Origin of the sequence: Streptomyces sp. NPDC051684, from assembly GCF_044453445.1 — a bacterium.
Classification (GTDB): domain Bacteria; phylum Actinomycetota; class Actinomycetes; order Streptomycetales; family Streptomycetaceae; genus Streptomyces.
The window spans coordinates 168006-191623 of record NZ_JBITCS010000007.1 but is presented as its reverse complement, the minus strand read 5'-3'; the positions used below and the strand labels follow the sequence as shown (position 1 = coordinate 191623).

17 protein-coding genes and 1 tRNA gene are annotated in these 23618 nt (G+C 71.9%); 8 read left to right on the top strand and 10 right to left on the bottom strand.

Translation table 11 applies throughout. The features are described from left to right. Positions 1-41 precede the first annotated feature (41 nt). A complete protein-coding gene (locus ACIA8D_RS11360) occupies positions 42-950 on the top strand; it encodes an SPFH domain-containing protein (RefSeq protein ID WP_399230920.1) in 909 nt (302 codons plus the stop codon). Positions 951-995: 45 nt separating this feature from the next. Here ACIA8D_RS11360 and ACIA8D_RS11355 read toward each other — a convergent pair whose 3' ends face one another. The 4 genes from ACIA8D_RS11355 to ACIA8D_RS11340 form a co-directional block, all read right to left on the bottom strand. After that, positions 996-1784: an ABC transporter permease gene (locus tag ACIA8D_RS11355; RefSeq protein WP_399230919.1), complete on the bottom strand. Its 789-nt coding sequence runs from the start codon at positions 1782-1784 to the stop codon at positions 996-998. Then, the gene (locus ACIA8D_RS11350; protein WP_399230918.1) at positions 1781-2773 is read right to left on the bottom strand and encodes an ATP-binding cassette domain-containing protein; all 993 of its coding nucleotides are present in this window, start codon (positions 2771-2773) and stop codon (positions 1781-1783) included. Before ACIA8D_RS11350 ends, ACIA8D_RS11355 begins: the two co-directional genes overlap by 4 nt. A gap of 170 nt (positions 2774-2943) precedes the next feature. Continuing rightward, complete coding sequence (locus ACIA8D_RS11345; protein WP_399230917.1) at positions 2944-3786, bottom strand: DUF4097 family beta strand repeat-containing protein; 843 nt, start codon at positions 3784-3786, stop codon at positions 2944-2946. Positions 3787-4022: 236 nt separating this feature from the next. After that, complete coding sequence (locus ACIA8D_RS11340) at positions 4023-4535, bottom strand: toxin-antitoxin system HicB family antitoxin (protein ID WP_399230916.1); 513 nt, start codon at positions 4533-4535, stop codon at positions 4023-4025. Between the two features lie 189 nt (positions 4536-4724). On the opposite strand from ACIA8D_RS11340, the gene ACIA8D_RS11335 reads away from it, so the two are divergent. Together ACIA8D_RS11335 and ACIA8D_RS11330 are read left to right on the top strand one after the other, a co-directional pair. Next, positions 4725-5498, top strand: coding sequence for a LamG domain-containing protein (locus ACIA8D_RS11335; protein WP_399230915.1), 774 nt, complete (start codon positions 4725-4727; stop codon positions 5496-5498). Between the two features lie 146 nt (positions 5499-5644). After that, positions 5645-6232: a sigma-70 family RNA polymerase sigma factor gene (locus tag ACIA8D_RS11330; RefSeq protein WP_399230913.1), complete on the top strand. Its 588-nt coding sequence runs from the start codon at positions 5645-5647 to the stop codon at positions 6230-6232. Between the two features lie 38 nt (positions 6233-6270). Here ACIA8D_RS11330 and ACIA8D_RS11325 read toward each other — a convergent pair whose 3' ends face one another. Then, a complete protein-coding gene (locus ACIA8D_RS11325) occupies positions 6271-7221 on the bottom strand; it encodes a hypothetical protein (protein ID WP_399230911.1) in 951 nt (316 codons plus the stop codon). 214 nt (positions 7222-7435) lie between these two features. On the opposite strand from ACIA8D_RS11325, the gene ACIA8D_RS11320 reads away from it, so the two are divergent. After that, positions 7436-11821 carry an FtsK/SpoIIIE domain-containing protein gene (locus tag ACIA8D_RS11320; RefSeq protein WP_399231070.1) on the top strand — a complete coding sequence of 1462 codons (4386 nt, stop codon included), beginning with the start codon at positions 7436-7438 and terminating at the stop codon, positions 11819-11821. Between the two features lie 119 nt (positions 11822-11940). On the opposite strand, the gene ACIA8D_RS11315 is transcribed toward ACIA8D_RS11320, so the two are convergent. The 4 genes from ACIA8D_RS11315 to ACIA8D_RS11300 form a co-directional block, all read right to left on the bottom strand. Beyond that, positions 11941-16434 (bottom strand): DUF6531 domain-containing protein, encoded by a 4494-nt coding sequence (locus ACIA8D_RS11315; protein ID WP_399230909.1) that lies wholly within the window; start codon positions 16432-16434, stop codon positions 11941-11943. Positions 16435-16444: 10 nt separating this feature from the next. Further along, positions 16445-17143, bottom strand: coding sequence for a hypothetical protein (locus tag ACIA8D_RS11310; RefSeq protein ID WP_399230907.1), 699 nt, complete (start codon positions 17141-17143; stop codon positions 16445-16447). 41 nt (positions 17144-17184) lie between these two features. Then, positions 17185-17499 (bottom strand): hypothetical protein, encoded by a 315-nt coding sequence (locus tag ACIA8D_RS11305; RefSeq protein WP_399230905.1) that lies wholly within the window; start codon positions 17497-17499, stop codon positions 17185-17187. 95 nt (positions 17500-17594) lie between these two features. After that, positions 17595-17894 (bottom strand): WXG100 family type VII secretion target, encoded by a 300-nt coding sequence (locus ACIA8D_RS11300; RefSeq protein WP_399230904.1) that lies wholly within the window; start codon positions 17892-17894, stop codon positions 17595-17597. 234 nt (positions 17895-18128) lie between these two features. Here ACIA8D_RS11300 and ACIA8D_RS11295 point away from each other — a divergent pair, with 234 nt between their 5' ends. Next, positions 18129-18533 carry a hypothetical protein gene (locus tag ACIA8D_RS11295; protein ID WP_399230902.1) on the top strand — a complete coding sequence of 135 codons (405 nt, stop codon included), beginning with the start codon at positions 18129-18131 and terminating at the stop codon, positions 18531-18533. Positions 18534-18571: 38 nt separating this feature from the next. Here the strand turns inward: ACIA8D_RS11295 and ACIA8D_RS11290 are convergent. After that, positions 18572-18644, bottom strand: a tRNA-Arg gene (locus ACIA8D_RS11290). Between the two features lie 333 nt (positions 18645-18977). Between ACIA8D_RS11290 and ACIA8D_RS11285 the strand changes: the two genes are divergently transcribed. The 3 genes from ACIA8D_RS11285 (at position 18978) to ACIA8D_RS11275 (ending at position 23363) form a co-directional block, all read left to right on the top strand. Continuing rightward, a complete protein-coding gene (locus ACIA8D_RS11285; RefSeq protein WP_399230900.1) occupies positions 18978-20621 on the top strand; it encodes a dynamin family protein in 1644 nt (547 codons plus the stop codon). A 62-nt stretch (positions 20622-20683) separates the two neighbouring features. Then, positions 20684-22660: a GTPase gene (locus ACIA8D_RS11280; RefSeq protein WP_399231068.1), complete on the top strand. Its 1977-nt coding sequence runs from the start codon at positions 20684-20686 to the stop codon at positions 22658-22660. 124 nt (positions 22661-22784) lie between these two features. Then, positions 22785-23363, top strand: coding sequence for a single-stranded DNA-binding protein (locus ACIA8D_RS11275; protein ID WP_399230898.1), 579 nt, complete (start codon positions 22785-22787; stop codon positions 23361-23363). The last annotated feature ends 255 nt before the right edge of the window (positions 23364-23618 follow it).

Here is a 23618-nt window from a genome sequence, read left to right as displayed (position 1 = left end):
CGAGTGTGGCGAGGACGTGTTCACGGGATTCGGGAGGGCCGATGGAGCAGCGGGACGAGGTCGCCGAGCGGGCGGGGTGGTCGCTGCCCGGCTGGCTCGGCCTGGCAGCCGGGGCACTGGCGCTCGCGGCCGCGCTGTACGGATGCCGGCTGCTCGGCCGGATACCGGACACGGTCACCGATTTCCTCGGGCCCGACGCCCCGGAGCGCGCCGGCGACACCGTCCGGGCCGCGTGGGGCGCGTACGTCGCGGGCTGCGCGGTGCTGGCCGTCCTGGCCTTCGGCGGGCTGGCCCGGTGCAGGTCCGGGGACGCGCTCGGGCTCAGCCTCTTCGGCCGCTACCGGGGCACCGTGCGGCGCACGGGCCTTCGCTGGGTCAACCCGCACGTGCTGCGCCGCCGGGTCGACGTACGGCTGCGGCACTGGCGCAGCGAGCCGCTGCCCGCGGTCGACGCGGACGGGATGGCGCTGCGCGTCGAGGCTCTGGTGGTGTGGCGGGTGCGGGACATCGCGCGGGCGCCGTTCGCGGTGCAGGACCACGACGCGTATCTGCGCGGACAGATCGAGGTGGCGCTCGCCCGGGTCTTCGCGAGGCTGCCGCCCAGTGCCTTTCACGAGTCCGCCCCGACCCTGCGCGAACCCGAGGCCATCGGCGCCGAGCTGGCCCAGGTGCTGTCCGCGGAGTGCGCGGCGATCGGCGTCGAGGTGCTCGCGGTGCGCCCGACATGCATCGAGTACGCGCCGGAGGTCGCCGACGCGATGCACCGCCGCCGGATCGCGGCGCTCGACGCCCGACAGCGGGCGGGCGCGCTCGCCGGCGTCGTCGACTCGGTGGAGGACACCCTCGAACGGCGCACGGGACGCGGCCTGGTGGAGCTGGACGAGTACGAACGCAACGCGCTGGTACGGGACTTGACGGTGGCGTTCGCGCGCGGTGACTCGGGCGCGTGAGTGGGGGCTCCGCGCCATGCGGAGCCCCCACCGCGAACCGCCGGTTCAGCGTTCGGTGTTGATGCTGTAGAGCCTGCGCGACCAGGCGAAGCCGACGACCGTGATCCCGGCGCACCAGGCGAGCGAGATCCACCCGTCGTTGCCGATCGCCGAACCGGTGAGCAGCCCGCGCAGCGTCTCCGTCATCGGCGTGAACGGCTGGTGCTCGGCGAACCAGCGCAGACCGGGCGCCATCGACTCGGCCGGCACGAAGGCGGAGCCGAGGAACGGCAGGAACTGGATGAGCAGCGGCTTGTTGCTCGCGGACTCGACCGTCTTGGACTTCAGGCCGAGCGCCGCCGCCAGCCAGGTGATCGCGAACGTGATCGCGACCAGCAGACCGGCCGCGGCCAGCCACTCGACCGGGTTCGCGTCGGGCCGGAAGCCGAGCGCGACCGCCACGGCCACGACCAGTACCAGGCTCACCATCGTCGTGAGGACGCTGCCGACCACATGGCCCGTCATGAACGAGGAGCGCGTGATGTTCATGGTGCGGAAGCGGTTGATGATGCCCTCGGTCATGTCCTGGCAGACCGCGATCGAGGTCGACATGGCCCCGGCCGCGACGCCCATGATCACGATCCCGGGCGTCAGATACTCCAGATACGCGTCTCTGCCCGCCCCGCCCGACATCGAGTCGCCGAAGGCGAACACGAACAGCACCAGCATCAGGATCGGCATCATGGACGCGCCCAGCGAGACCGCGGGGTAGCGCAGCGCGTGCTTGATGTTGCGCCGCAGCATCGTCATCGAGTCGTGCACGGCGTACGTGAGGGTGCTCGTGGCGGTACTCATCGCAGGGTCTCCTTGACGTGAAGCGGGGTGGCGTCGGTGCCGTCGCCGGTCAGGGCGAGGAACACGTCGTCGAGGTCGGGGGTGTGCACGGAGAAGTCGGCGGCCTGGACGCCCGTGGCGTCGAGCCGGTCGAACAGGGTGCGCAGCGAGGCGAGATCACCGTCGCCCGCGATCCGCAGCGCGAGCTCCTCGTCGTCCCGGGCCGCGTCGGGGAAGGCCCCGGCCGCCCGCTCGTACTCGTCCGTGGCGTTGAACCGCAGCCGGACGTGGCTGCCGGGGATCTGCGCCTTGAGCTCGTCGGCGGTGCCCTCGGCGACGATCCGGCCGCCGTCGAGCACGGCGATCCGGTCCGCCAACTGGTCGGCCTCTTCCAGGTACTGCGTGGTCAGGAAGACGGTGACGCCCGTGGCGACCAGGGACCGCACGGTCTCCCACATGGTGCGGCGGCTGCGCGGGTCGAGCCCGGTCGTCGGTTCGTCGAGGAAGATGATCCGCGGGTCGCCGACGAGCGTCATGGCGAGGTCGAGCCGCCTGCGCATGCCGCCGGAGAAGGTGGCCGCGCGGTTGCCCGCGACATCGGCGATGTCGAACCGTTCGAGAAGGTCCTTCGCCCGCTGCCGGCCCTCGCGCTTGCCGAGCCGCAGCAGGTCGGCCATGAGGAGCAGGTTCTCCTCCGCGGTGAGCAGGTCGTCGAGCGCGGCGAACTGCCCGGTGACGCCGATCGCGGCGCGCACGCCGTCGGGCGATCCGGCGACATCGTGACCGGCGACCTGCGCCTGCCCGCCGTCGGCGTCGATCAGCGTGGACAGGATCCGCACGGTCGTCGTCTTCCCGGCCCCGTTCGGGCCGAGCAGCGCGAAGACCGATCCCGCGGGGATGCTCAGGTCGATGCCGTCGAGCACGGACTTGTCGCCGTAGGACTTGCGCAGGCCGACGGTGGAGACGGCGAGGGGGACGTGTCCGCTCTCGCGTGGGGCAGATGTGGACATGACAGATGAAGGCATGGGGGTCTCCGGTGGGTGAAGTTTTGAGCCCCGCTCTTGGGCGAGAGCCCGCGGGGTCCGGGGCGGAGCCCCGTGGCCGTGACGCCGGTGGGGCTCAAAAGATCGGGGCTCTGCCCCGGACCCCGCTGCTCAATCGCCGCAGGGGCTTGATGGGCTCAGGGCTTGGCGCGGCGGACGTCGATGTTGCCCCATTTGGTGCGGGCCCGGACCTTGACGGAATCCTCGGACTCCGCGGGCGCTTCGGAGGCGGTGAGGGTGTTGCGGACCTGCCCGTTGTCGGCGTTGGCGTCGAGCCAGGCGGCGGTGCCCTCGCGGATGCCGACCTCGATGGCGCCGAAGCTGGTCTCCAGCTGCACGGTGCCGCGGGCGACGTCCAGCACGCGCAGCGCGCCGTACGCGGTGGTGGCGGCGACCGAGGCCTCGGCGCGGCCGATCTCGATGTCGCCGTGCGCGCCGCTGACCCGCAGATCGCCGGTGACGGCGTCGAGGATGGTGGTGCCGTGCGCGTTCTTCAGGACGGCGTGGCCGTCGATGACGCCGACCCGCAGGCTGCTGGAGCTGGTGGTGATCTCGGCCATGCCCTCGACCCGGTCCACGCGGACCGAGCCGTGTGAGGCCTTCAGGCGCAGCGGACCCGTGGTGTCGAACCGCACGTCGCCGCCCGAGGTCTTCAGGTCGACCTTGCCGAGCCGGCCCTCGCCGAGCACCTGGGTCCAGGAGCCCGTGAGGTCCACGGAGGAACCGGTGGGCAGCTCGACCGTCACGTTCACGACCCCGCTGGGGCCGATCATGCGGCGCTCCGTCGTCCTGACGGTGAGGACGCCGCCCGCGAACGAGACCTCCGTCTGCTCGGCGGCCTTGACGTCCTTGCCGCGCTTCGGGTTGCCGGGCCGCACCTCGACGACGGTGTCGGGGCGCTCGCTCGCGGTGAACTGGATGGAACCGGCGCCCACATGGGCGTCGACCGAAATGGCCTCGGGGGTCTCGTACGTAGGCATGGCTGTCCCGTCCTCCTGGCTCGTTGGGGCGCTTGGCGGTGTGGTGTGACGTGTTGTCGTGCTGGTGGGCGCGGCTAGGGCCTGTCGTTTGGATCAGGCCGGGCTCGCGGGGCCTGGCACGCACGCTCGCGGCGTTGTCGTCGGTCGACGACGCTCCGCGTCGCCTCCCTCCTCCGCCTTGCGATCGCACGCACCAGGCCCCGCTCCCTGATCCGGCCTGATCCAAACGACAAGCCCTAGCGCACCCACCCGGTGAAGCTCTGTCCGACGGTGCGGCTCTTCTCCGGCGTACGGGGCGCCGCGCCGCCGTCGACCGCGGCGGACACGGCGCGCACCAGCCACGCGTTGACCGAGAGGCCCTCGCGGCTCGCGGCCTCCTCGGCGCGGGCCTTGAGGTGGGCGGGCAGGCGCAGGTTGACGCGGGCGGTGCCGCCTTCGTCGGTCTCGGGTGCGGGCGGCGCGGCAGGGGTTTGCAAGGGCTCGGCGGGTGCTGCCGGGGTGTCGCGCGGCTGCGGTGTCACCACGAACTCGGGGTCGAGCCCCCGCAGCCGTACGTCGACCGAACCGGGCGCCAGGTCGCGGGTGATCTCGTCCATGGCGGCGGAGAGCACGTTGAGCATCGTGAGCCGGGTGGCCGACTCCAGGGGAGCGGTCAGCCGCTCGGCCAGCTCGCGTGCTTCGTCCCCGCCGGCTTCGGCGGCCACCGCGAGCTCGCGGTGCAGGTTGTCGACGTAGGGCGTGAGGTCCATGACGCCATAGTGGCACCACTATGGCGTCATGCGCAAGTGTTATGGCGCCGTGTGGCACCACATGGCATCACGTGGCGCCATGTGACGCTGTGGTGGTGCCACGTGAAGGTTGCGTGCATGCTGAACCGTTTTTCGCCGAGGTGCGTAGCCAACAAATGACACGTTTATGCCGCACTTCTGAGGAACTTCATGACGCGCAGATGGGCGCTTATCAGCACGATCGCCGTATTGACCGCCGCGCTGGTCTTCGTCGGCGTCCAACTGGTGCGCGGCCAGGATTCGGGAGACGGGAAGGCGCAGGCGAAACCGGCCGCGTCGCCGAGCCCCAGTGACAGCGCCGAGTCCCTCGACGGACTCGGCTGGTGGCCGCTGCACCGGTCCGGCACCGCGAAGGTCGGCGAGCACGACGCCGTGTTCGGTGACGGCGTGAAGTGGACCGAGGGTCCCGAGGGCGGCGCCCTGGAGCTGAACGGCACCAGCGGCTACGCCAACACCAACACCGGCCTCGACACCGCGGGCAAGGACTACTCGGCCGCGGCGCGCGTGCGTCTCACCGAAGAGGGCCTCAAGGGCATGCACACCGCGCTGTCCCAGGAGGGCGAGCGCAACAGCGCGTTCTTCCTCCAGTACTCGGGCCAGGACCAGAACTTCGCCTTCAGTTTCCCCGGCGCCCGTACCGTCGCGGAGTCGTCGGAGCGGCCTCGGCCCGGCCGTTGGTACCACCTGACCGGCACGTACAGTCAGAAGGACCACCGGATGCGGATCTACGTGGACGGCAAACTCGCTGGAACCAGGGTTGCTTCCAGCAGCGTCAAGCCCACGGGCGGCGTGATGATCGGACGCGGCAAGTTCGGCGGCAAGCCCGCCGACCACTGGAACGGTGACATCGCCGACGTGCATGTCTACGACCGCGAGTTGACATCCCGTGAGGTGAGCGCGCTCTCCTCCCACGAACCGGGCTGACCGGCGCCGACGCGCCGAACGTCACCGCCGCCGCGGGTCGGCGTGCGCCGCACGGGCGCACGCCGGCCCGCGGCGGTGCCTGTCGGTTCTCCCCGCACCCGGCGGAACCCGTCTTCCCCCACAGACGATCCGGAGAGGAAAGGCCTTTGTCGGCCAGCGCTTCGCCCGAAGACCGGATACCCGGCCCCCACGCCGCGGACCTCCAGCCCGACGAATTCCTCAGAGCGCTCTACGAATTCCACGGCGCCGCGCTGCTGCAGTTCGCCGCGCGGCGCCTGGAGGGCGACTGGCACCGCGCCGAGGACATCCTGCAAGAAGTCGCCATACGTGCCTGGCGGCATGCCGCGGAACTCGACCCGACCGCGGACTCGGCACGGCCCTGGCTGTTCACCGCGCTGCGCAACCTCGTCATCGACGGCCACCGGGCCCGCCAGGCCAGACCGCCGGAGACCGGCGACCCCGAACTCGCCCACCTTCCGGTGTCCGACAACGTCGACCACCTCCTGACCACCCAGGTCCTCGTCGAGGCGCTGGGTGACCTGCGGCCGTCCCAGCGCGAGGTCCTGCTGCACGTCCACTACCTCGGACGCACCGTCAACCAGACGGCCAAGGTGCTGGGCGTGCCGCCCGGCACGGTCAAGTCCCGCACGTACTACGCCGCCCGCGCCATGCGCGAGGCGCTGAACCGGCGCGGGCTGTACGCGCACGGCGTGGTGGACAGGGAGGCCGCGTGACATTCAGACGGCCGGCCGGCAGGCGTCCCGGATGACCCTCATGCCATCCGCCCCGCGTGCCGGGTGATCTCCAGGCCGAGCGGCCCGGTGTCGAGCGTGCCGTCGGCGCCGGCCTTCCAGCGCCACCCCGTGGGTGCCTCGCCGAGCACCAGGAGGGCGTCCGTGCGGCGCAGTCCGGCGAGTACCCCTTCGTGGCGCGGCAGTTGCGAGGACTCCACGACGAACAGGTGCGGCACCTCGCCCTGCACGGCGAGCCTGCTGCTGCCCTCGATGAGGCGGAAGACCTGGGTGACATCGGCCGAACCCGGCTGTGGCGCGCCCGCGTTCGCCGACGCCGCCGTGGCGAACGCCTCCTCCAGGCTCGCTGCGTGGTGCAGCCGCGAGCTGCGCGTCTCGTCACCGGTCAGGAGCCGGCCGTCGCCCAGCGAGCCGACCAGGGTGACCTGGGCGAGCGAGCCCACGGGACCGGCGATCGCCTCGATCACGAGGGCCCGCGCCAGTGCGCGCACCTCGGCGTCGGGACCCGTCACCGAGACCGGACCCGTCGCGCGCGACAGGTCGACGAGCACGCGCTCGGGACCGTCCAGGCCGACCGTCACCGTCAGCGCGTACGGCAGCGCCGGTTCGCCCTCGGGGCCCGGGCGGTGCAGATCGTCCGTCGAGATCGTCCAGCGCTCGCCGTCCTGCTCGACGGTCCACGGCGCGGGAGCCTGCTCTCCGTCGTTCCCGGTCCCCGCGAGCAGCAGCCCGAGCCGCTCCTCCGAGTAGACGACCGCGTACAGATCGGGCAACGACCGGCCGGAGCGCAGGCATTCGCCCGTCAGGCGGCGCAGACCAGCGTTGACCACCTCGAGCGCCCCGCGGCTCGTGACGGCGGCCGAGGCGGCGACCGGCTTCGGCGGGCGGGGCCGCCGCTCGGTGACGATCAGCGTCACCACCGCCGCGATCAGCGCAAGACCCAGCACCGCGGCCAGGACGTACCAGATCATCCACTGACTCCTTGTCGCACAAAACGGGGGCGGCACGGCCGCTGCGCCGTGCACCCGATGGCCACTACGGCGCCGGTCGGCGGATGGTTCACCCGACGCTCCGGTGAACCGTCCGCGGAGCTGCCCCGTAGTCCCGACAGTGGTGCGGGAGCCACCGATCAAGGTTCTCGAACCCCCTCATTCACGCCGGTTGGAGGACGTTTTCGTGTCGTTGATGTTGACCGTGGTCGAGGCGGGTGGTGACGCGTTCGACGTCCATCTCGACGCCGACCCCGACACGCCCATGAGCGCTGTCGCGGAGGCGCTTGCCGGGGCGGGAGGCGTCCACCGGCCCCCGGAGGGCCTCGGCCTGTACGCCGACGACCGGCTGCTCCCCGCCGACCTGCGGCTGCGGGACGCCCCGCTCAAGCACGCCGCCATCGTCGGCCTCGGCCGCCCGGCGGGCGCCGCGGCCACCGAACCGGACGGCCTCGTCGAGGTGCGCGCGGTCGGCGGTCCCGGCGCGGGCGCCGTGCACCGGCTCGACATGGGCGAGTACCGGATCGGCCTCGGCCACGACGGCTCCGCGCAGGTGCTGCGCGCCGTGCCCGAGCGGCCGTCCGCCGTGCTCACGGTCGGCCCCGGCGGACGCTGCCGGATCGCCCCCGACGCCGGTGGCGGCGACCCCGCTCAGCTGGACCGCGAGGACCTCACCGAGGCCACGGCCTGGCCCGTCGGCGCCCAACTCCTCGTCGGCGGCACCCTGTTGGAGCTCGCGCTCCCGCAGAAGCCGGACGCCGCCGTGCAGGCGTCCGAGGACGGCACCGGCTGGGACTACAACCGGCCGCCGCGCCTGCACCCCGCCGAGCGCGCCACCCGCTTCACCCTGCCGTCGCCGCCCGCCCCGCTCGCCGCCCGGCCGCTCCCGTGGATCACCGCGGCGGCCCCCATCGTGATGGCCGTCGTGGGCGCGCTCGCCTTCGGCCGCATGTCGATGCTGCTGTTCGGGCTGCTCTCCCCGGTCGTGATCGTCGGCAACTACGTGATGAGCCGGCGCACCGGCAAGCAGTCCCACTCCGACAGCGTCGCCGAGTTCGAGGAGAAGAAGGCGCGGATCGAGGGCGACGCGAACGAGGCCCTGACGGCCGAACGCACCGCCCGGCGCCGCGGCTTCCCCGACCCGGCCGAGGTCGTCCTCACCGCCGTCGGCCCCCGGCGCCGCCTCTGGGAGCGCCGCGCCACCGACGCCGACTTCCTCGAACTGCGCGTCGGGACCGCCGACATGGACTCCGACGTCGTCCTCCACGACCCGACGAAGGACGAGCACCGCCGCCAGGACCCGTGGACCGCCTACGACGTCCCGGTGACCGTGCCGCTGCGCGAGCACCACGTCCTCGGCATCGCGGGCCAGGGGCAGGCCGCCCGCTCCGTGGCCCGCTGGGCCGTCGCCCAGGCCGCCGTCCTGCACAGCCCCCGCGACCTCCAGATCCACCTGCTGACCACCGGCGAACAGGGCCGCGACGGCTGGTCCTGGCTGCGCTGGCTGCCGCACGTCCGCAAGAAGTCCGGCGACATCCCGGCCTCCATCGGCTACGGCACCGAGAGCTGCGCCCGCCGCGTCGCCGAACTCACCGCGCTGATCGCCGAACGCGCCACGGCGACGGCCGCCGAACGGCGCGGCAAGCCCGCGGGACCCGACGTGCTCGTCGTCCTCGACGGCGCCCGTAGGCTGCGCTCGCTGCCCGGCGTGACACAGATCCTGCGCGAGGGCCCGGCCGTCGGCGTCCGCGCGGTCTGCCTCGACGCCGAGGAACTGCTGCTGCCCGAGGAGTGCCTCGCCGTCGTCGCCGAGGAACCCGGCGGCACCGTCCGGGTGGGCCGCTCGGGCCGCGGCACCGTCACCGGCGTCCGGCCCGACCTGGTCTCCGCCGACTACTGCCGTTCCCTCGCCCGCGCGATGGGCCCGCTGCGCGACCCGGGCGGCGGCGACGAGGAGGCCGCCGTGCTGCCCGCCTCCGCGCGGCTGCTCGACGTCCTCGCCCTCGACCCGCCGCAGGTCTCCGGCATCCGGGCCCGCTGGACGGCCGGGGGCCGCTCGACCCGCGCGGCGGTCGGCGTCTCCCTGGACGGCCCGTTCCACCTGGACCTCAAGCGCGACGGCCCGCACGGCCTCGTCGCCGGCACCACCGGTTCCGGCAAGTCCGAACTCCTCCAGACCATCGTCGCCTCGCTCGCCGTGGCGAACCGCCCCGACGCCATGACCTTCGTCCTGGTCGACTACAAGGGCGGCTCCGCGTTCAAGGACTGCGTCGACCTGCCGCACACCGTCGGCATGGTCACCGACCTCGACGCCCACCTCGTCGAGCGGGCCCTGGTGTCGCTGACGGCCGAACTCACCCGCCGCGAGCACATCCTCGCCGCGGCCGGCGCCAAGGACATCGAGGACTACGTCGACCTCCTGGAGCGCGAACCGGGCGCGGGCCGCGACCCGATGCCCCGGCTCCTCATCGTCATCGACGAGTTCGCCTCGATGGTGCGCGACCTCCCGGACTTCGTGAAGGGCCTGGTCAACATCGCCCAGCGGGGCCGCTCGCTCGGCATCCACCTGATCCTCGCGACCCAGCGTCCCAGTGGCGTCGTCTCCTCGGAGATCCGCGCCAACACCAACCTGCGCATCGCGCTGCGCGTGACGGACTCCGGCGAGAGCCAGGACGTCCTCAACTCCGTTGAGGCTGCGGGAATTTCGCAGAGCAACCCGGGACGCGCGTACGTCCGCCTCGGGCAGAACTCCCTCGTCCCGTTCCAGTCCGGACGCGTCGGCGGTCGGCGCCCGGGCGCCACCACCGTCTCCCTCCCGGCCCCCTGGGCGGTGGCGGTCGGCTGGGAACGCCTCGGCGAACCGCTCCCGGCGCGACCCCGCGCCGCCGCCGCGCCCGCCGAGGTCGAGACCGACCTCACCGGGCTCGTCACCGCGATCCGCGAGGCCGACCGGGAGATGGGCATCCCCCGGCAGCACAGCCCCTGGCTCCCGCCGCTGCCCGAGACCCTCGTCACCCGCGACCTCCCGGCGCCCGCCCCCACGGCCTACGACCTCCAGCCCGTCCCGTACGGCGTCGTGGACCTGCCCGCCCAACAGGCCAGGCAGTCGCTGGTCATCGACCCGGCGACCCTCGGCCACCTGCACATCGTCGGCTCGCCCCGCCAGGGCAGGTCGCAGACCCTGCGCACCATCGCGGGCGCCATGGCCCTCGCGCACGGCGCCGACAAGCTGCACATGTACGGCATCGACTGCGGCAACGGCGCGCTGCTGCCCATCGAGGGCCTGCCGCACTGCGGTGCCATCACCCAGCGCACCCAGCCCGACCGCGTCGCCCGGCTGCTCGCCCGCCTCACCCGCGAGCTGACCCGCCGCCAGGAGATGCTCGCCGCCCGCGGCAGCGCCGACCTCCCGGAACTGCGCCGCGCACTGCCGGAGGCCGAACGGCCCCCGCACATCGTGCTGTTCATCGACCGCTGGGAGGTCTTCGACAAGCAGCTCGGCGAGTACGACTCCGGGAACCTGCTGAACTCCGTCATGACCCTGCTCAGGGACGGCGCGAGCGTCGGCATCCACCTGCTGATGACCGGCGACCGGGCGCTGTTCTCCAGCCGTGTCAACGGCTCCACCGAGGACAAGCTCGTCCTCAAGCTCAACGAGAAGTCCGAGTACGGGCAGATCGGCATCACCCAGCGCAACGTGCCGGACGGGATTCCGCCGGGCCGCGCCTTCCGCGCCGCGGACAAGGCGGAGGTGCAGATCGCGCTCCTCACGGACAACCCGGAGGGCCAGGCGCAGGCGGGGGCGCTCCACCAGATCGCCGAACACTGCCGGACGCAGTCCGCCCAACTGCCGCCCGCCACCCGGCCGTTCCGGGTCGACACGCTGCCGGACCGGCTCAGCTGGGAACAGGCGATCCAGTACGTGCCGCGCCCGCTGCCGTCCGCCCGGTGGGCCCTGTCCGGTGTCGGCGGCGACGAACTCTGCGCGGTAGGACCCGACTTCTCCGTCACGCCGACCTTCATGGTCTCCGGTCCCGCCCGCTCGGGACGCAGCACGGTGCTCTCGACGCTGGCGATGTCGCTCCTGTCGACGAAGACGCCCATCGTCATCGGCGCCCCCTCCAGGTCACCGCTGCGCCAGCTCGCCGGACGGCCCGGCGTCCTCGCGGTCTACGAGGACTCCGACATCGACCCGATGGCCCTCGAACAGGTCCTGGCGGCCGCGCCGAAGGGCGCCGTGGTGATCCTGGACGACGCCGATCTGCTGCTGAAGACGAAGGCCGAGCCGGTCCTCACACAGATCGCCAAGTCCGGTGCGGAGAACGGCCGCGGCCTGGTGATCGCGGGCCAGACCGACCGGCTCTCCTCCGGCTTCTCAGGCTGGCACACCGAGGCCCGCCGCAACCGCTGCGGCCTGCTCCTGAAGCCGCAGAACATGAGCGACGGCGACCTGATCGGCGTCAAGATCCCGCGCAGCCGCCTGAACGCGCCCACCCTCGGCCGGGCGATCCTGCACCTCGGCGACGGGGTGCTGCGGACGGTGCAGGTGCCGGAGACGGTGCTGCCGCCCGCGGTGAACTGACCGTCTCCGTAGCTGAGTTGAGGGCTCCCGCCGAACGTGATCAACGTATTCGGCGGGAGCCCTCACTCATGTCCGGCGGTTCCGCTCAGCCGTCGACCGGACGACATGGTCGGTCCAGGTCATCCAAGGCCTCCGGGCTTGCCCCAGCCGTAGTGCTCCGCGGTCCCCGGGACCTTGCCGTTGCGGGTGTCGCTGACGGGGCGCACGTTGAAGTGCGGACCCACGTCCCCGACACGGTCGGCGCGGCCGTAGATGTGCCCCGCGGAGTGGTCCTGGATGACCACTTCGCTGCCGTCGTCGCGTATGTAGTGGAATTCCTTGGTCTTGATTGTTTCGCCGGCCCTCCCCTTCATCAGGTTGAACTTCGTATGCGGCCACTTCACCGCTTCGAGGTTCGGCTTCGTCATGTCCACGCGCTCGATGCTGATGGGCTGCTGCCGCTTCTTGATGCCCAGGTCCCGCAACGCCGCCCGGAACGCGCCTTGCTTGGTGAGGAGGTGCCGGTTGGCGGGCACCTCCGACGCGCAGGTCTGCGGAGCAAGCCCCAGGACGTCGACCCAGGTGTGCGGGTTGTGGACGTACGCGACCGGGTTGTCGGCCGGTTCGAGGCCCAGCGGGTCGGGGGAGGCGTAGCGGGCGGTCTCGGGGTCGTAATGGCGGAAGTAGTTGTAGTGGAAGCCCGTTTCGGCGTCCTCGTACTGGCCGGGGAAGCGCAGCGGCGTCAGCGCGACGGCGTCCCGGTTGCGGCTGGTGGTGCCCCACAGGGTGGAGCGGGAGCGCCAGGCGATGTCGCCCCGCTCGTCGACCAGCTCGGTGGGTGTGCCGACGAGGTCGGTGACGATGGAGAGGAAGCGCGAGTCGTACGCGTCCTGCGTCCTCGGATCCTTGCCGCGCGGCCTGCGCTCCAACTGGGTCAGCGGACGGTAGCCCTCGTGGTCCCAGGTGGTGGTGACGCCCGTGGCGCTGTCCGTCTGCTCGGCGAGCCGGCTCGCGTCCCACGTGAAGCGAACCGACTCCGCCGTCGAACCATCTTCCGCCATACGGAACTTGGCGGTTCGGCGCCCCAACGGGTCATACGTATACCGCCACTCGGCGCCGTCGGGTGTCACGCACGCCGTGAGGCGGTCCTCGGCGTCCCAGGTGTAGCGCCAGGTGTCGGGCTTCTTCGACAGGCGGCGCTTCTGGCGCAGTACGACGCGGCCCGCCGCGTCGTACTCGTAGCGGACCGCGCCCGCGCTCTGGACGCGGGTGCCGGAGTAGGTGCGCTCGCCGCGGGCCTCGGGGCGGCCCGCCTTCTCCGGCCAGGTCGCCGTGGTCTGGTTGCCCGCCTGGTCGTAAGCGTAGGATTCGGTCCAGTTCTCGGCGGTGACCGTCAACGGGCGCCCCGCCGGGTCGAGTTCCATCCGTCGGCCGACGCCGGTGACGGTGTCCGTCACGGACGTGAGCTGGCCGTCCTCGCGGTAGCCGTAGTGCCGGTCGCGCAGGGTGCGTCCCGCGGCGCCGAGGCCACGGTTGACGGCGCGTCCCGCCAGGTCCCACGTGGTCGTGGCGGCCACGGACTCCGGGCCCCAGGTGCGGGCCAGCTCGCGGCCGAGGACGTCGTGGCCGAAGGCGATCCGGTGCCCGTCCACGGCGAGGCCGTCCCGGTTTCCCCGCTCGTCGTAGGAGAGTTCGGTGACGACACCGGTCGGCGTGGTGCGGGAGGTGCGGCGGCCGAGCACGTCGTACCCGAACGCGGTGCGACGCCCGTCCACGGTCTCGGCGAGCACCCGCCCCATGACGTCCCGCTCGTACTCCACCGTCGACGTGGCGGAGGACATCCGGGTGAGCGCCCCGGACAGGTCGTAGTCGTAGGACGTGACCGCCCCCGCCACGTCCTTGCGCACGAGGTCGCCGAAGGCGTTGATCTCGTAGGCGATCTCCTCGCCGAGCGGCGTCGTACGGGCGACGGTGCGGCCCGCCGCGTCGTGGGCGTACGTGGCCTCACGGTCGTCGAAGTCGCACTCGCGTATCAGGCGGCCCGCGGCATCGTACGTGTAGTCCCAGGTCAGGCCCTGCGGGTTGGTGACCCGCGTGAGGCGCCGCTCCCGGTCGTAGCCGAAGGTGTGGCGCACCCCGTCGGGTCCCGTGCGGGCCGCGATCAGGTCGAAGTGGGTGTACTCGTAGCGGGTGGTGGCGCCCGCCGGGCTGGTGGCGGAGCGGCAGTTGCCCTCCCCGTCCCAGGTCATGCGCTCGACCAGGCCGTCGGGCCCGGTGCGCTTCGCCGGCAGCCCCTCGACGGTCCACTCGGTGCGCACGACCGCGCCCAGCGGATCGGTGACCGCGACGACGCGCCCGAAGGCGTCCCGCTCGACGGTCTCCCGCATCCCGTCCCCCCGGTCGACGGCCATGGGCAGCCCCGCGGCATCGACCTCGTACGAGACGACGCCGCCCGCCGGATCGGTGAGGGAGGCGAGGGCACCGTTGGCGTGCCGGGTGAGGCGGTGCACGGAGCCGTCGGCAGCGACGGAGGCGACGAGATTTCCCCGCTCGTCGAACTCCTGCCGCTCGACGCTGCCGTCGGGCCCCGACTCCGTGACCGGCAGGTTCAGCTCGTTGTACGCCGTCGTGGACCGGCTGCCGTCCGGGTGGTGGACGACGGTCGGGTTGTGCCGCTCGTCGTACTCGACGCGGGTGGTGTGGTCGAGGGCGTCGGTCCGGGACAGCAGATTGTCCCAGCGGTCCCACTCGGAACGGACGACATTGCCCAGCGGATCGGTCTCGGCGACGACCTGATGCAGCTCGTTGAGCTGGTAGACGGTCGTGGCGCCTTCGGCGTCCGTGAAGTACGAACGCCGCGCGTCGCGGTCATACGACCAGCTCGACGACAGATACCCCTCGGGCCCGACGGTCTCGGTGATCCGGTTCTCGTCGTCGTACACGTACCGGTAGACGGAGTGGTTCCGGTCCGTCCAGGACGTGATCCGGTGCCGCTCGTCGTACCCGAACACCATGGGTCTCCCGGAGGAGTTGACGACGTGCGTGAGGTTGCCTTCGGCGTCGTGCTCGTACGACATGACCTCGACGGGACCGTCCGGCGTGGCGACGGAGAGCTGGAGGACGAGCCCGGCGACGCAGTGGACGTCGACGCGGTACCCGCTGGAGTGCAGCAGCGCGGTGGGGGTGCCGTCGGCGAGCCGCTCGACGGTGACTGAGTTGAGGTTCCGGTCACGCCAACCTGCAAGCCAGTGAAGCCCGTTGGGGTCATCGGGATTCTTGGTGAAGGTCCGTACTGCACCGGTGTGCGGGTCGGTGACACGGTAGGTGTCCCCGTCCTCGGCGGCACGGGCGAGCGCCAGCCGAACCCCTTCCTCGGGCCATACGGAACCGCCCTCGCCTGCCGTGTCCGGCAACCCCGGATAGAACAGAATCGACCCGTCCTCACGGGTCCACGCGACCCGCCCCCGCTCGCCGACCTCAAGCCGCTCGTCAAGCGTGGAGGCCCAGGAGGGCCCGAAGAACTGCCCGTACCGGTAGCTCGACAGATACGTACGGGACACGGCCAGCGGCAGCACACCGGGCAGGGCGAGATCGGTCTCCGGCAACAGCATCTCGCCACTGGCCACATCGACCGGGTCGGTCGCGCAGGTGCGCCTGTCGACGCCGCGCCCCGTGACGCGGGCGTCCGGCGTCTTGACCGCGCTGGGCTTGGGCCCCTTGAGCGCCGCCCCGATCCCGCCGAGCCCCTTGAGCGCGGCGGCGCCGCCCCCGACGATGCCGATCACGCCGAGCACGATCTCGCCGATGTTCCAGTCACCGGTCTCGGCCATGATCGACATATTGATGCCGAGCGATGCCGCGCCTGCGACGACGGCGCCGATCGTGAGCGCGATCCCCACACCCTGAAGCCCCGGCACCAACATCGCCAGCACGCCAAGCACCGCACTGATGATGCCGAGGGCCTGGCTGAACGCCTTCTTGATCTTGTCCCAGAGGCTGTAACCGGCGACCGACTCGTCCCGCGCGTCGTCCAACTTCTGCGCCGCTACGGACGCGTCGTCCTCACGCACCTGCCGCGCGTCCTCGGCGAGCAGCCGGGCCGCGTCCAGGTCGGCCTGCGCGTCGTCGGCCTGCGTCTGCGCGGAGGACTGCTTGCTGTGGGCCTCGTCGAGGGCGCGCCGGGTGCTGGCCCGTGCTTCCTTGTCGTCCGGCGGGTGCTTCTGGCCGTCGAGGTGGCTGATGTCGGCGGTGAGCGCGCTCACCACGTCGGTGGCGGAATCAAGCCGCTGCTTCGCCTCGCGCCCCTTCTCCAGGGCGTTGTCGGCGTTGCGCTGCTGATCCCGCAGCGAATGCACGTACACATCCAGCGCGCTGGCGGCCTGGTCGTACGAGCTGTGCAACTTGCGCACCTGCTCGGCCAGATCGCCGAGCTTTTCCCGAAGTTTGTCCATCGTCTTGCCCTCGCCGACCTGGTTGTCCTCCAGGCCGGAGACGAGGGGCAGGGCGTCGCCCGCGTTGTCCGCGACGGAGCGGTACTGGCAGGCGAGGTCTCCGAGCATGTCCGCATCGCCGGGAGTCGGGTCGTCCGAGAACCCGAAGACGTCTTCCCAATCGGACACCGCAGGCCGAGCCATGGCCGCTACCTCACTTTTCCTGTGCTGCGTCGGTCGTGCCGGCGGCGTCGTTCGTATCGGCCTGGCCGTCGAAGCGGAGCGACTCCGCGATGGCGTCGAAGACCTCGTAGAACTGCTCCGCCAGATCCACGTTGGGAGTGGAGCTGGCGATCACCAGATAGTCGTGGGTGTTCGGCACCGGGACGAGGGTGTGCCGCATCGCGGTGGGAACCCGCTTCCCGTGGTGGTCCACATCCTCGACGCGGGAGATCCGCCCGGCCGCTCCGGCATGCGGCAGCTCCACCAACTCGACCTCGCCGGGCGGCAGTCCACTGCCCTCGGCGTCGGTTCCGAGCTGTACGCCGGCGGCCATGACGAGGTCCGCCAGATCCTCCGACTCGCCCTCGGGAACGGTGATCCGCAGCACCACCGTCGTGGCGCTGAGCACCAGCGGACCGCTGCCCGCGCGCAGGATCCTGAGCATGCCCGATGCCCGCAGCGCCCCCTGCGCGTGCGCCTCGCGGGCGATGCGCCGGGTGTTGCGGATCAGCCCGTCGACCTGCTCGCGGGTGAGCTGCGGGGCCTTCTCCACCTGTGCCTCGACACGACGGCGGATCGCCGCGTCCCGGGTGCTCGGGTCGAGGTCGAGATGCCACCACGAGTCGGGGAACCTCAGGCTGTACTCCGCGGGCGCGGCCGCCTCCGGCCGCTCCGTGCTCGGTTCCGTCATGGCGCTGTTCCCTTCGGCGCGACGTGTGCCGTCACGTGTCGTCACGCGTCCTGCTTGTCTTCGTCGAGCGATTTCACGGTCTCGTCGTCCGTCTGCGTGAAGTTCTCGGCGATGGTGTCCGTGTTGTCGGCGAACGTCTTCACGTTGTCGTGAACCCGCTCGTGACCCGCCACCCACGCCTTGTCGAACGCGTCGAGGGCGTCCGCGAGCTTGCTGTCGCCGGCCAGGCTCTTGAAGTCCCCCGCGCCGCCGGTGGCGTTGTAGAGCGTCGCGGAGTTCCCGATCAGATCCCCGATGTTCTGGAGCTCCTTGACGGTGTCCTTCAGGTCCTGCACCGGAACGCTGATGTTCCCCATCGCTGTCCCCCCACCCTTCTCCTCACCCTTCTCCTGTCCCAGCCGCCCGGCCCCGCCCTCACGGGGAGAGCGGGGCCGGGCGGTGCGGGGGAGCTTCAGCCGATGGAGCCGGCGGTCTGGTCGTCGGTGTCGACGAACGCGTCGGCGACCTGCTTGATGAACTCGCTGACGCCCTGCAGACCCTCGATGGCCTTCTCGGTGCCGTTCTTGTACTCCTCCCAGTACGGACGGAACTTGCTCTCCGAGCCGGGCGTCGCGTACGCCGCCTCGACCATCTCGTCCATCTTGGTGTTGGCCTCGTGCAGGCTCTGCTGCATGAGTTCCTTCTGGTTCTGCAGCCAGGTCGACGCCTCCCGCATCTCGTCCGGGCTGATCCGAATGTTGCCGCCGGCCATCTCGCGTCCTTCTCTCGTCTCGACTCGCCGCGGTCGTAGATCCGCGCACAGTGGGGTCTACGGGGCGCCTGACGAGGCGGTTCACGGGTGGGCGGGGGCTGTTGCGGAACGGTGACGAAGAGGGAGACGGAGGGGGGAGGTGAGGAGGTAGACGAAGGGGGAGACGACGGGGGAGCGGCCGGAACGCACCGGAGCGCCCTCCCGACGCGGGGAAGCGCATGCCAATATCGCGGGATGGCGGCAACCGAGTACGTGCGATTCCAGTCGACCTCGTCGGACGAACGAGGCCAGTTCAAGGGCGTGTTCGGCCTGGTCAACAACCTGTCCCGCGACGGCCGCCTGACGGCCGACCAGGAACGCTTCCGCCGCGAGAACAACGCCTGGTACGACGCCGCCTACCTGGACCCGTCCACGGTCGACCCGACCGTCTACGACCCGACGCTCAACCCCGGAGCCACGGCCTGGTTCAAACCCTCGGCGTCCCACCTCATCGAGCGGGTGACGGGTTACCTGGCCATCCTGTCGGCACACGAGGTGCCCTGCCACGCGGTGACCTCACCCGACCCGGGCCACGTGATCTACGAGGACGACGTCCAGGTGGTGGTGGTCCCGCGGGCCGGCGCGGCGGATCCCCGGTGACAACAAAAAGGCCCCGCCGAAGCGGAGCCTAGGAAAGGCGCCCCCGGCAGGACTCGAACCTGCGGCCAAGCGCTTAGAAGGCGCCTGCTCTATCCACTGAGCTACGGGGGCCGGTGTGTGGCCGGTGGCTTGGTCGGGGGATGTGGGGTGATCCGTGACCTTGCCGGGGACAAGGATAGGGCTCCCGGGTCCCTGCCCTTGCTGCTTCGCCTCCGCGCCACGATGTGGAGGTTCAGTGAAGCGGTCCCGATAATCGCAGGTAGGTACGAATCCTGCAGCGCTTTTGGCTTCATACGCCTCGGGTGTTGTGCACTCGTTATGCCTGCGCCCCCAGTCGCCCCTTCCGTCCCGCTGTGTGCTTCCTGTGCCGTATCGCGTGACTTATCGGCGCGCAGGCATGGTCATATGCTTCATAATGCGGCCAAAATTGGGCATTCTTCACGTGTGGTGACCTTGGACGTTCGGCCTCAGCTGCTCGACGCAATTACCGCGCTGCGCGACCGTGTCGCCGCCGCGCGCTTTCCGCTCCCGCTCGCGGGGGCGCCACGCGCGCGTGCCAACCGTCGCGAGCTGCTCGCACAACTAGACGACTATGTGGTGCCCCGCCTGCGGGCTCCCGAAGCGCCCCTGCTGGCCGTGGTCGGGGGATCGACCGGCGCGGGCAAGTCGACGCTCGTGAACTCGCTCGTGGGGCGTGTCGTGAGTGAGGCCGGGGTGCTGCGGCCGACCACCCGTACGCCGGTCCTCGTCTGCCACCCGGATGACCACCACTGGTTCTCCGGGGTGCGGGTGCTGCCCGACCTCGCTCGCGTATGGATGCCCAAGCAGGCCGACGGCGGCCCGGAGGGGGACGGCGAGGAGGAGGACGACCTCGAGCCCGTTCCCGACGCGGAGGTGCGCGTGCTGCGCGTGGAGACCTCGGGGGTGCTGCCGCGCGGGCTCGCGCTGCTCGACGCCCCCGACATCGACTCCCTCGTCGCCGAGAACCGCGTCCTCGCCGCACGGCTGATCAGCGCCGCCGACGTGTGGGTCATGGTCACCACCGCCTCCCGGTACGCCGACGCAGTGCCTTGGCGGCTGCTGCGTACCGCCAAGGAGTACGACGCCTCCCTCGTCACCGTGCTCGACCGGGTGCCCCACCAGGTCGTCGCCGAGGTCTCCCGGCAGTACGGCGCGCTGCTCGCCAAGGCCGGGCTCGGCGAGGTGCCGAGGTTCACGGTGCCGGAGCTCCCGGAGTCGACCGGCAACGGGGGGCTGCTGCCCGCGACCGCCGTCGCACCGTTGCGCGCGTGGCTGACCCATCGCGCCCAGGACCCCGAGGCGCGGGCCCGCGCCGTGGCCCGTACCGCCCGCGGCACCCTCGACTCGCTGCGCGCCCGGATGCCCGAGCTGGCGTCGGCGGTCGCCGCGCAGCACTCCGCCATGGTTCGGCTCACCACCGCCGTGGACGACGCGTACGAGACCGAGCACGCGCGCGTACTGGAGCGTTTGCAGGAGGGCGGCGTGCTCTCGGGGAACGCCCTGAAGCACTGGCGGAGCTATCCCGCGGACTGTGCGCCTGAGGAGCTGCTCGACGCTTTGGTGGAGAGTCTCGGCTCCCTGCTGGCGTGCGCGGTGACCGCCGCCGACGAACGGGTCGACGAGGCCTGGCGCCGTGAACCCGGCGCGCGTGCCACCGAACTGCGTGGGCAGGGCCCCGGGCCCGAGACCGCCGAACAGCGCATCGGAATTGCCGTACGTCGCTGGCGGCGGGTGCTCGAGGAGTACGCCGAGGACGAGGCGCGGGCCGCGGCGCAGGCCATGGACGGTTCGCCGCCCGACGCCGAGGCCGTCGCGGCGCTCGTCGCCACCGGGCTGCTCGGCGGGCGCCGGGGCCGGGCCGCGGGCGAGAACCTGGCCGAGCGGATCGGCGCGCAGGGCGCGCTGCGGCTGCGCGACCGGGGCGGGCAGCTCCTGAGCGAGTACCTGGACACCGTGCTCGGCGCGGAACGCGAGCGCCGGCTCGCGCCGCTCGACGCGCTCGACATCACACCCGAATCCCAGGCCGAGTTGATCGCGGCCCTTTCGCTGCTGCAGAAGGTGAGGTGAGGGCGCTGAGCGCCGCCGTCACGGATCAGACCGGTCCCGATCCCAGGGATCCCGTCGACCCCATCGAGCCCGTCAACCCCATCGACCACGTCGATCCCGGTGACCATGTGGCTCCCGGCGATCACGACGGTTCCGCGGATGATTCCGATCTCACGGATCTTGCGGACAATCTCGGGGACGCGACACGGCCAGGGGACGTAGCGTCCAGAGAAGCCGTGTCGTCCGAAGGTTCCGAAGGTGATGTCGCCGCTGGTGGCGCGTCCCAGGGCGTCGGCATTCCCCAAGGCCGTACGGAGGGCACCCCCTGGGACGACGGGCTCATCGCGCGGCGCGTCGCCAAGCAGGGCGGTGAGGCGGCGGTGCCGGCCGGGTCGGGGACGTACGACGGGCAGTTGAACCAGCGGCTCGACGCGCTGCGGGAGCTCGTCGGGCTCTCGCGCACCCGGCTCGACGGGACGACCCTCGCCGAGGCCGGACAGGTGCTCGACGAGGCCGCGGCCCGGCGCAGGCTGTCGTCACGGCACACCGTCGTCGCGCTCGCGGGGGCCACCGGGAGCGGCAAGTCGACGCTGTTCAACGCCCTCGCAGGAGTGCCCCTCTCGGAGACCGGACTGCGCAGGCCCACCACCTCCGCGCCGATCGCGTGCAGCTGGACGGACGGGGCCGCCGGGCTGCTCGACCGGCTGGGGATCCCGGGGCGCGCGCGGCGGCGCCCCGGGCAGGCGCAACAGCATGGGCAGCAGGGGGAGGCGGAGCTCGACGGGCTGGTCCTGATCGATCTGCCCGATCACGACTCCGCCGCGCTCGAACACCGCGAACAGGTCGACCGGGTGCTCGGCCTCGTGGACGCCGTGGTGTGGGTCGTCGACCCCGAGAAGTACGCCGACGCGATGCTCCACGAGCGCTATCTGCGGCCCATGGCGGGGCACGCGGAGGTGATGTTCGTCGTGCTCAACCAGGTCGACCGGCTGCCCGGCGACGCCGTCGAGCAGGTCCTGGACGATCTGCGGCGGCTGCTCGACGAGGACGGCATCGCGCTCGGCGAGCACGGGGAGCCCGGCGCCACGGTGCTGCCGCTCTCCGCCCTCACCGGTGAGGGCGTGGACGACCTGCGCGACTGCCTCGCCCAGGTCACCACCGAACGCCGGGCCGCCGCGCGCCGGATCGGCGCCGACGTCGACGCCGCCGCCGACCACCTCAAGCAGGTGTACGCGACCGGGCGGCAGAGCGGGCTGAGCGAGGAGGCCCGCGAGGAGTTCGCGGACCGGCTCGCCGAGGCCGTCGGCGCGGCCGCCGCGGGCCAGGCCGCCGAGCGGGAGTGGAGCCGGGGCGCCAACCGGGCCTGCGGCACCCCATGGCTCAGGCTCTGGCGCTGGTACGAGGACCGGCGCGCGGTCGGCTCGACGGTCGCGGCTCCCGTGGTTCCCGCCGACGACGAGGAGGTCACGGCCCGGCAGCGCGTCGAGCACGCGGTGCGGGTGGTCGGCGACGCCGCCGCGACCGGGCTGCCCGCCGCGTGGGGGCAGGCCGTGCGGGAGGCCGCGACACGGGGCGGCGACGGGCTGTCCGAGGCACTCGACGAGCTGGCGTCCGATGCCGCGTCCGATGTCGCTTCCGGCGCCGGGTCCGAGCAGTTGAGGCCGGAGCACGGGGCGGCGCGGCCGCCGCGGCCCGGCTGGTGGCCGGTCGCGGTGTTCTCCCAGGTGGCCATGACGCTGCTGCAAGTCCTGGGTGTGCTGTGGCTGTTGGGGCAGCTCGTCGGGGTCTTCTCGACCAATCTCGGCGTGCCCCTGCTGCTGGTGCTTGCGGGGCTCGTGGGCGGGCCGTGCGTGGAGTGGTCCTGCCGCATGGCGGCGAAGGGACCCGCGCGGCGGTACGGGCAGGAGGCCGAGCGGCGGCTCAGGGACGCGGCCGCGGCCTGTGGCAGGGCACGGGTGCTCGACCCCGTCGCTGCGGAGCTGCTGCGGTACCGGGAGGTGCGGGAGCAGTACGTACGGGTGGCCGGGGGAGTGACCGGAGTTTCCACAACCCGCGGGTAGGACACAGGCGGCGGCGGGGATCGCGGCGCGCGGGCACTCTGTGATCGCGGCTCGGGAAGGGCTCGGGCCGCGCACGGACGTCGCGGCCGAGCCGGGCCGGGCGGGGGCATGGGAGGGGTTCCGGATGAGCAGCGAGACGATGGTGACCGTGGTGGGGAACGTGGCGACGACACCGGTGTTCCGGGAGTTGCCGACGGGGCCGGTCGCCCGGTTCCGGCTCGCGGCGCACACCCGCCGCTTCGACCGGGTGCAGAACACGTGGGTGGACGGGCACACCAACTTCTTCACGGTGTGGGCGTGGCGCGCGCTGGGGACGAACGTGCAGAGCTCCCTGTCGCTCGGTGAACCGGTCATGGTGCAGGGCAAGTTGAAGGTGCGCGACGAGGAGCGGGGCGGGCAGCACTGGACGTCGGCGGACATCGAGGCGGTCGCGATCGGGCACGATCTGTCGCGCGGCACCTCCGCGTTCCGGCGGGTGCAGCAGCCTCGCGTGGAGAACGCGCCGCGGGGTGACTCTCCGTGGGATGTGGCCAAGCCGGCCGGGGTGGACGCGGACGGGGCGAAGGCGGGCCGGGTGGGCGCGTGGCCCGAGGTCGACCCTGGACAGGCGGCGGCGGACCCACAACCGGCCGATACGGGTGGTGACTTGGCTGATCCCGACACGGTCACGTCCGAGGTGGCGGAGCCGCAGCCGGTGGGATGACCGCGGCCGTGCGAAGACCGCGGCCATGCGATGACCGCGGTCGGTGGGACGGTAGCGGCTGGCGGCGTGGCCGACGCCGTGGCCGAACTGCGGCTTATCGGCTCCCAGGCACTGGTGATTTGTCGATAAGCCCAGCTCGGAAACGGTGTTGGCGATAACGATTGCGATTCGGATCGGTTGCCGGAAGGCGGCTCCGGGGATCACTGAAGATCATTTCCCTAGGATGCCGAGCGTGACTCCGGGGCTCGTCGGGAC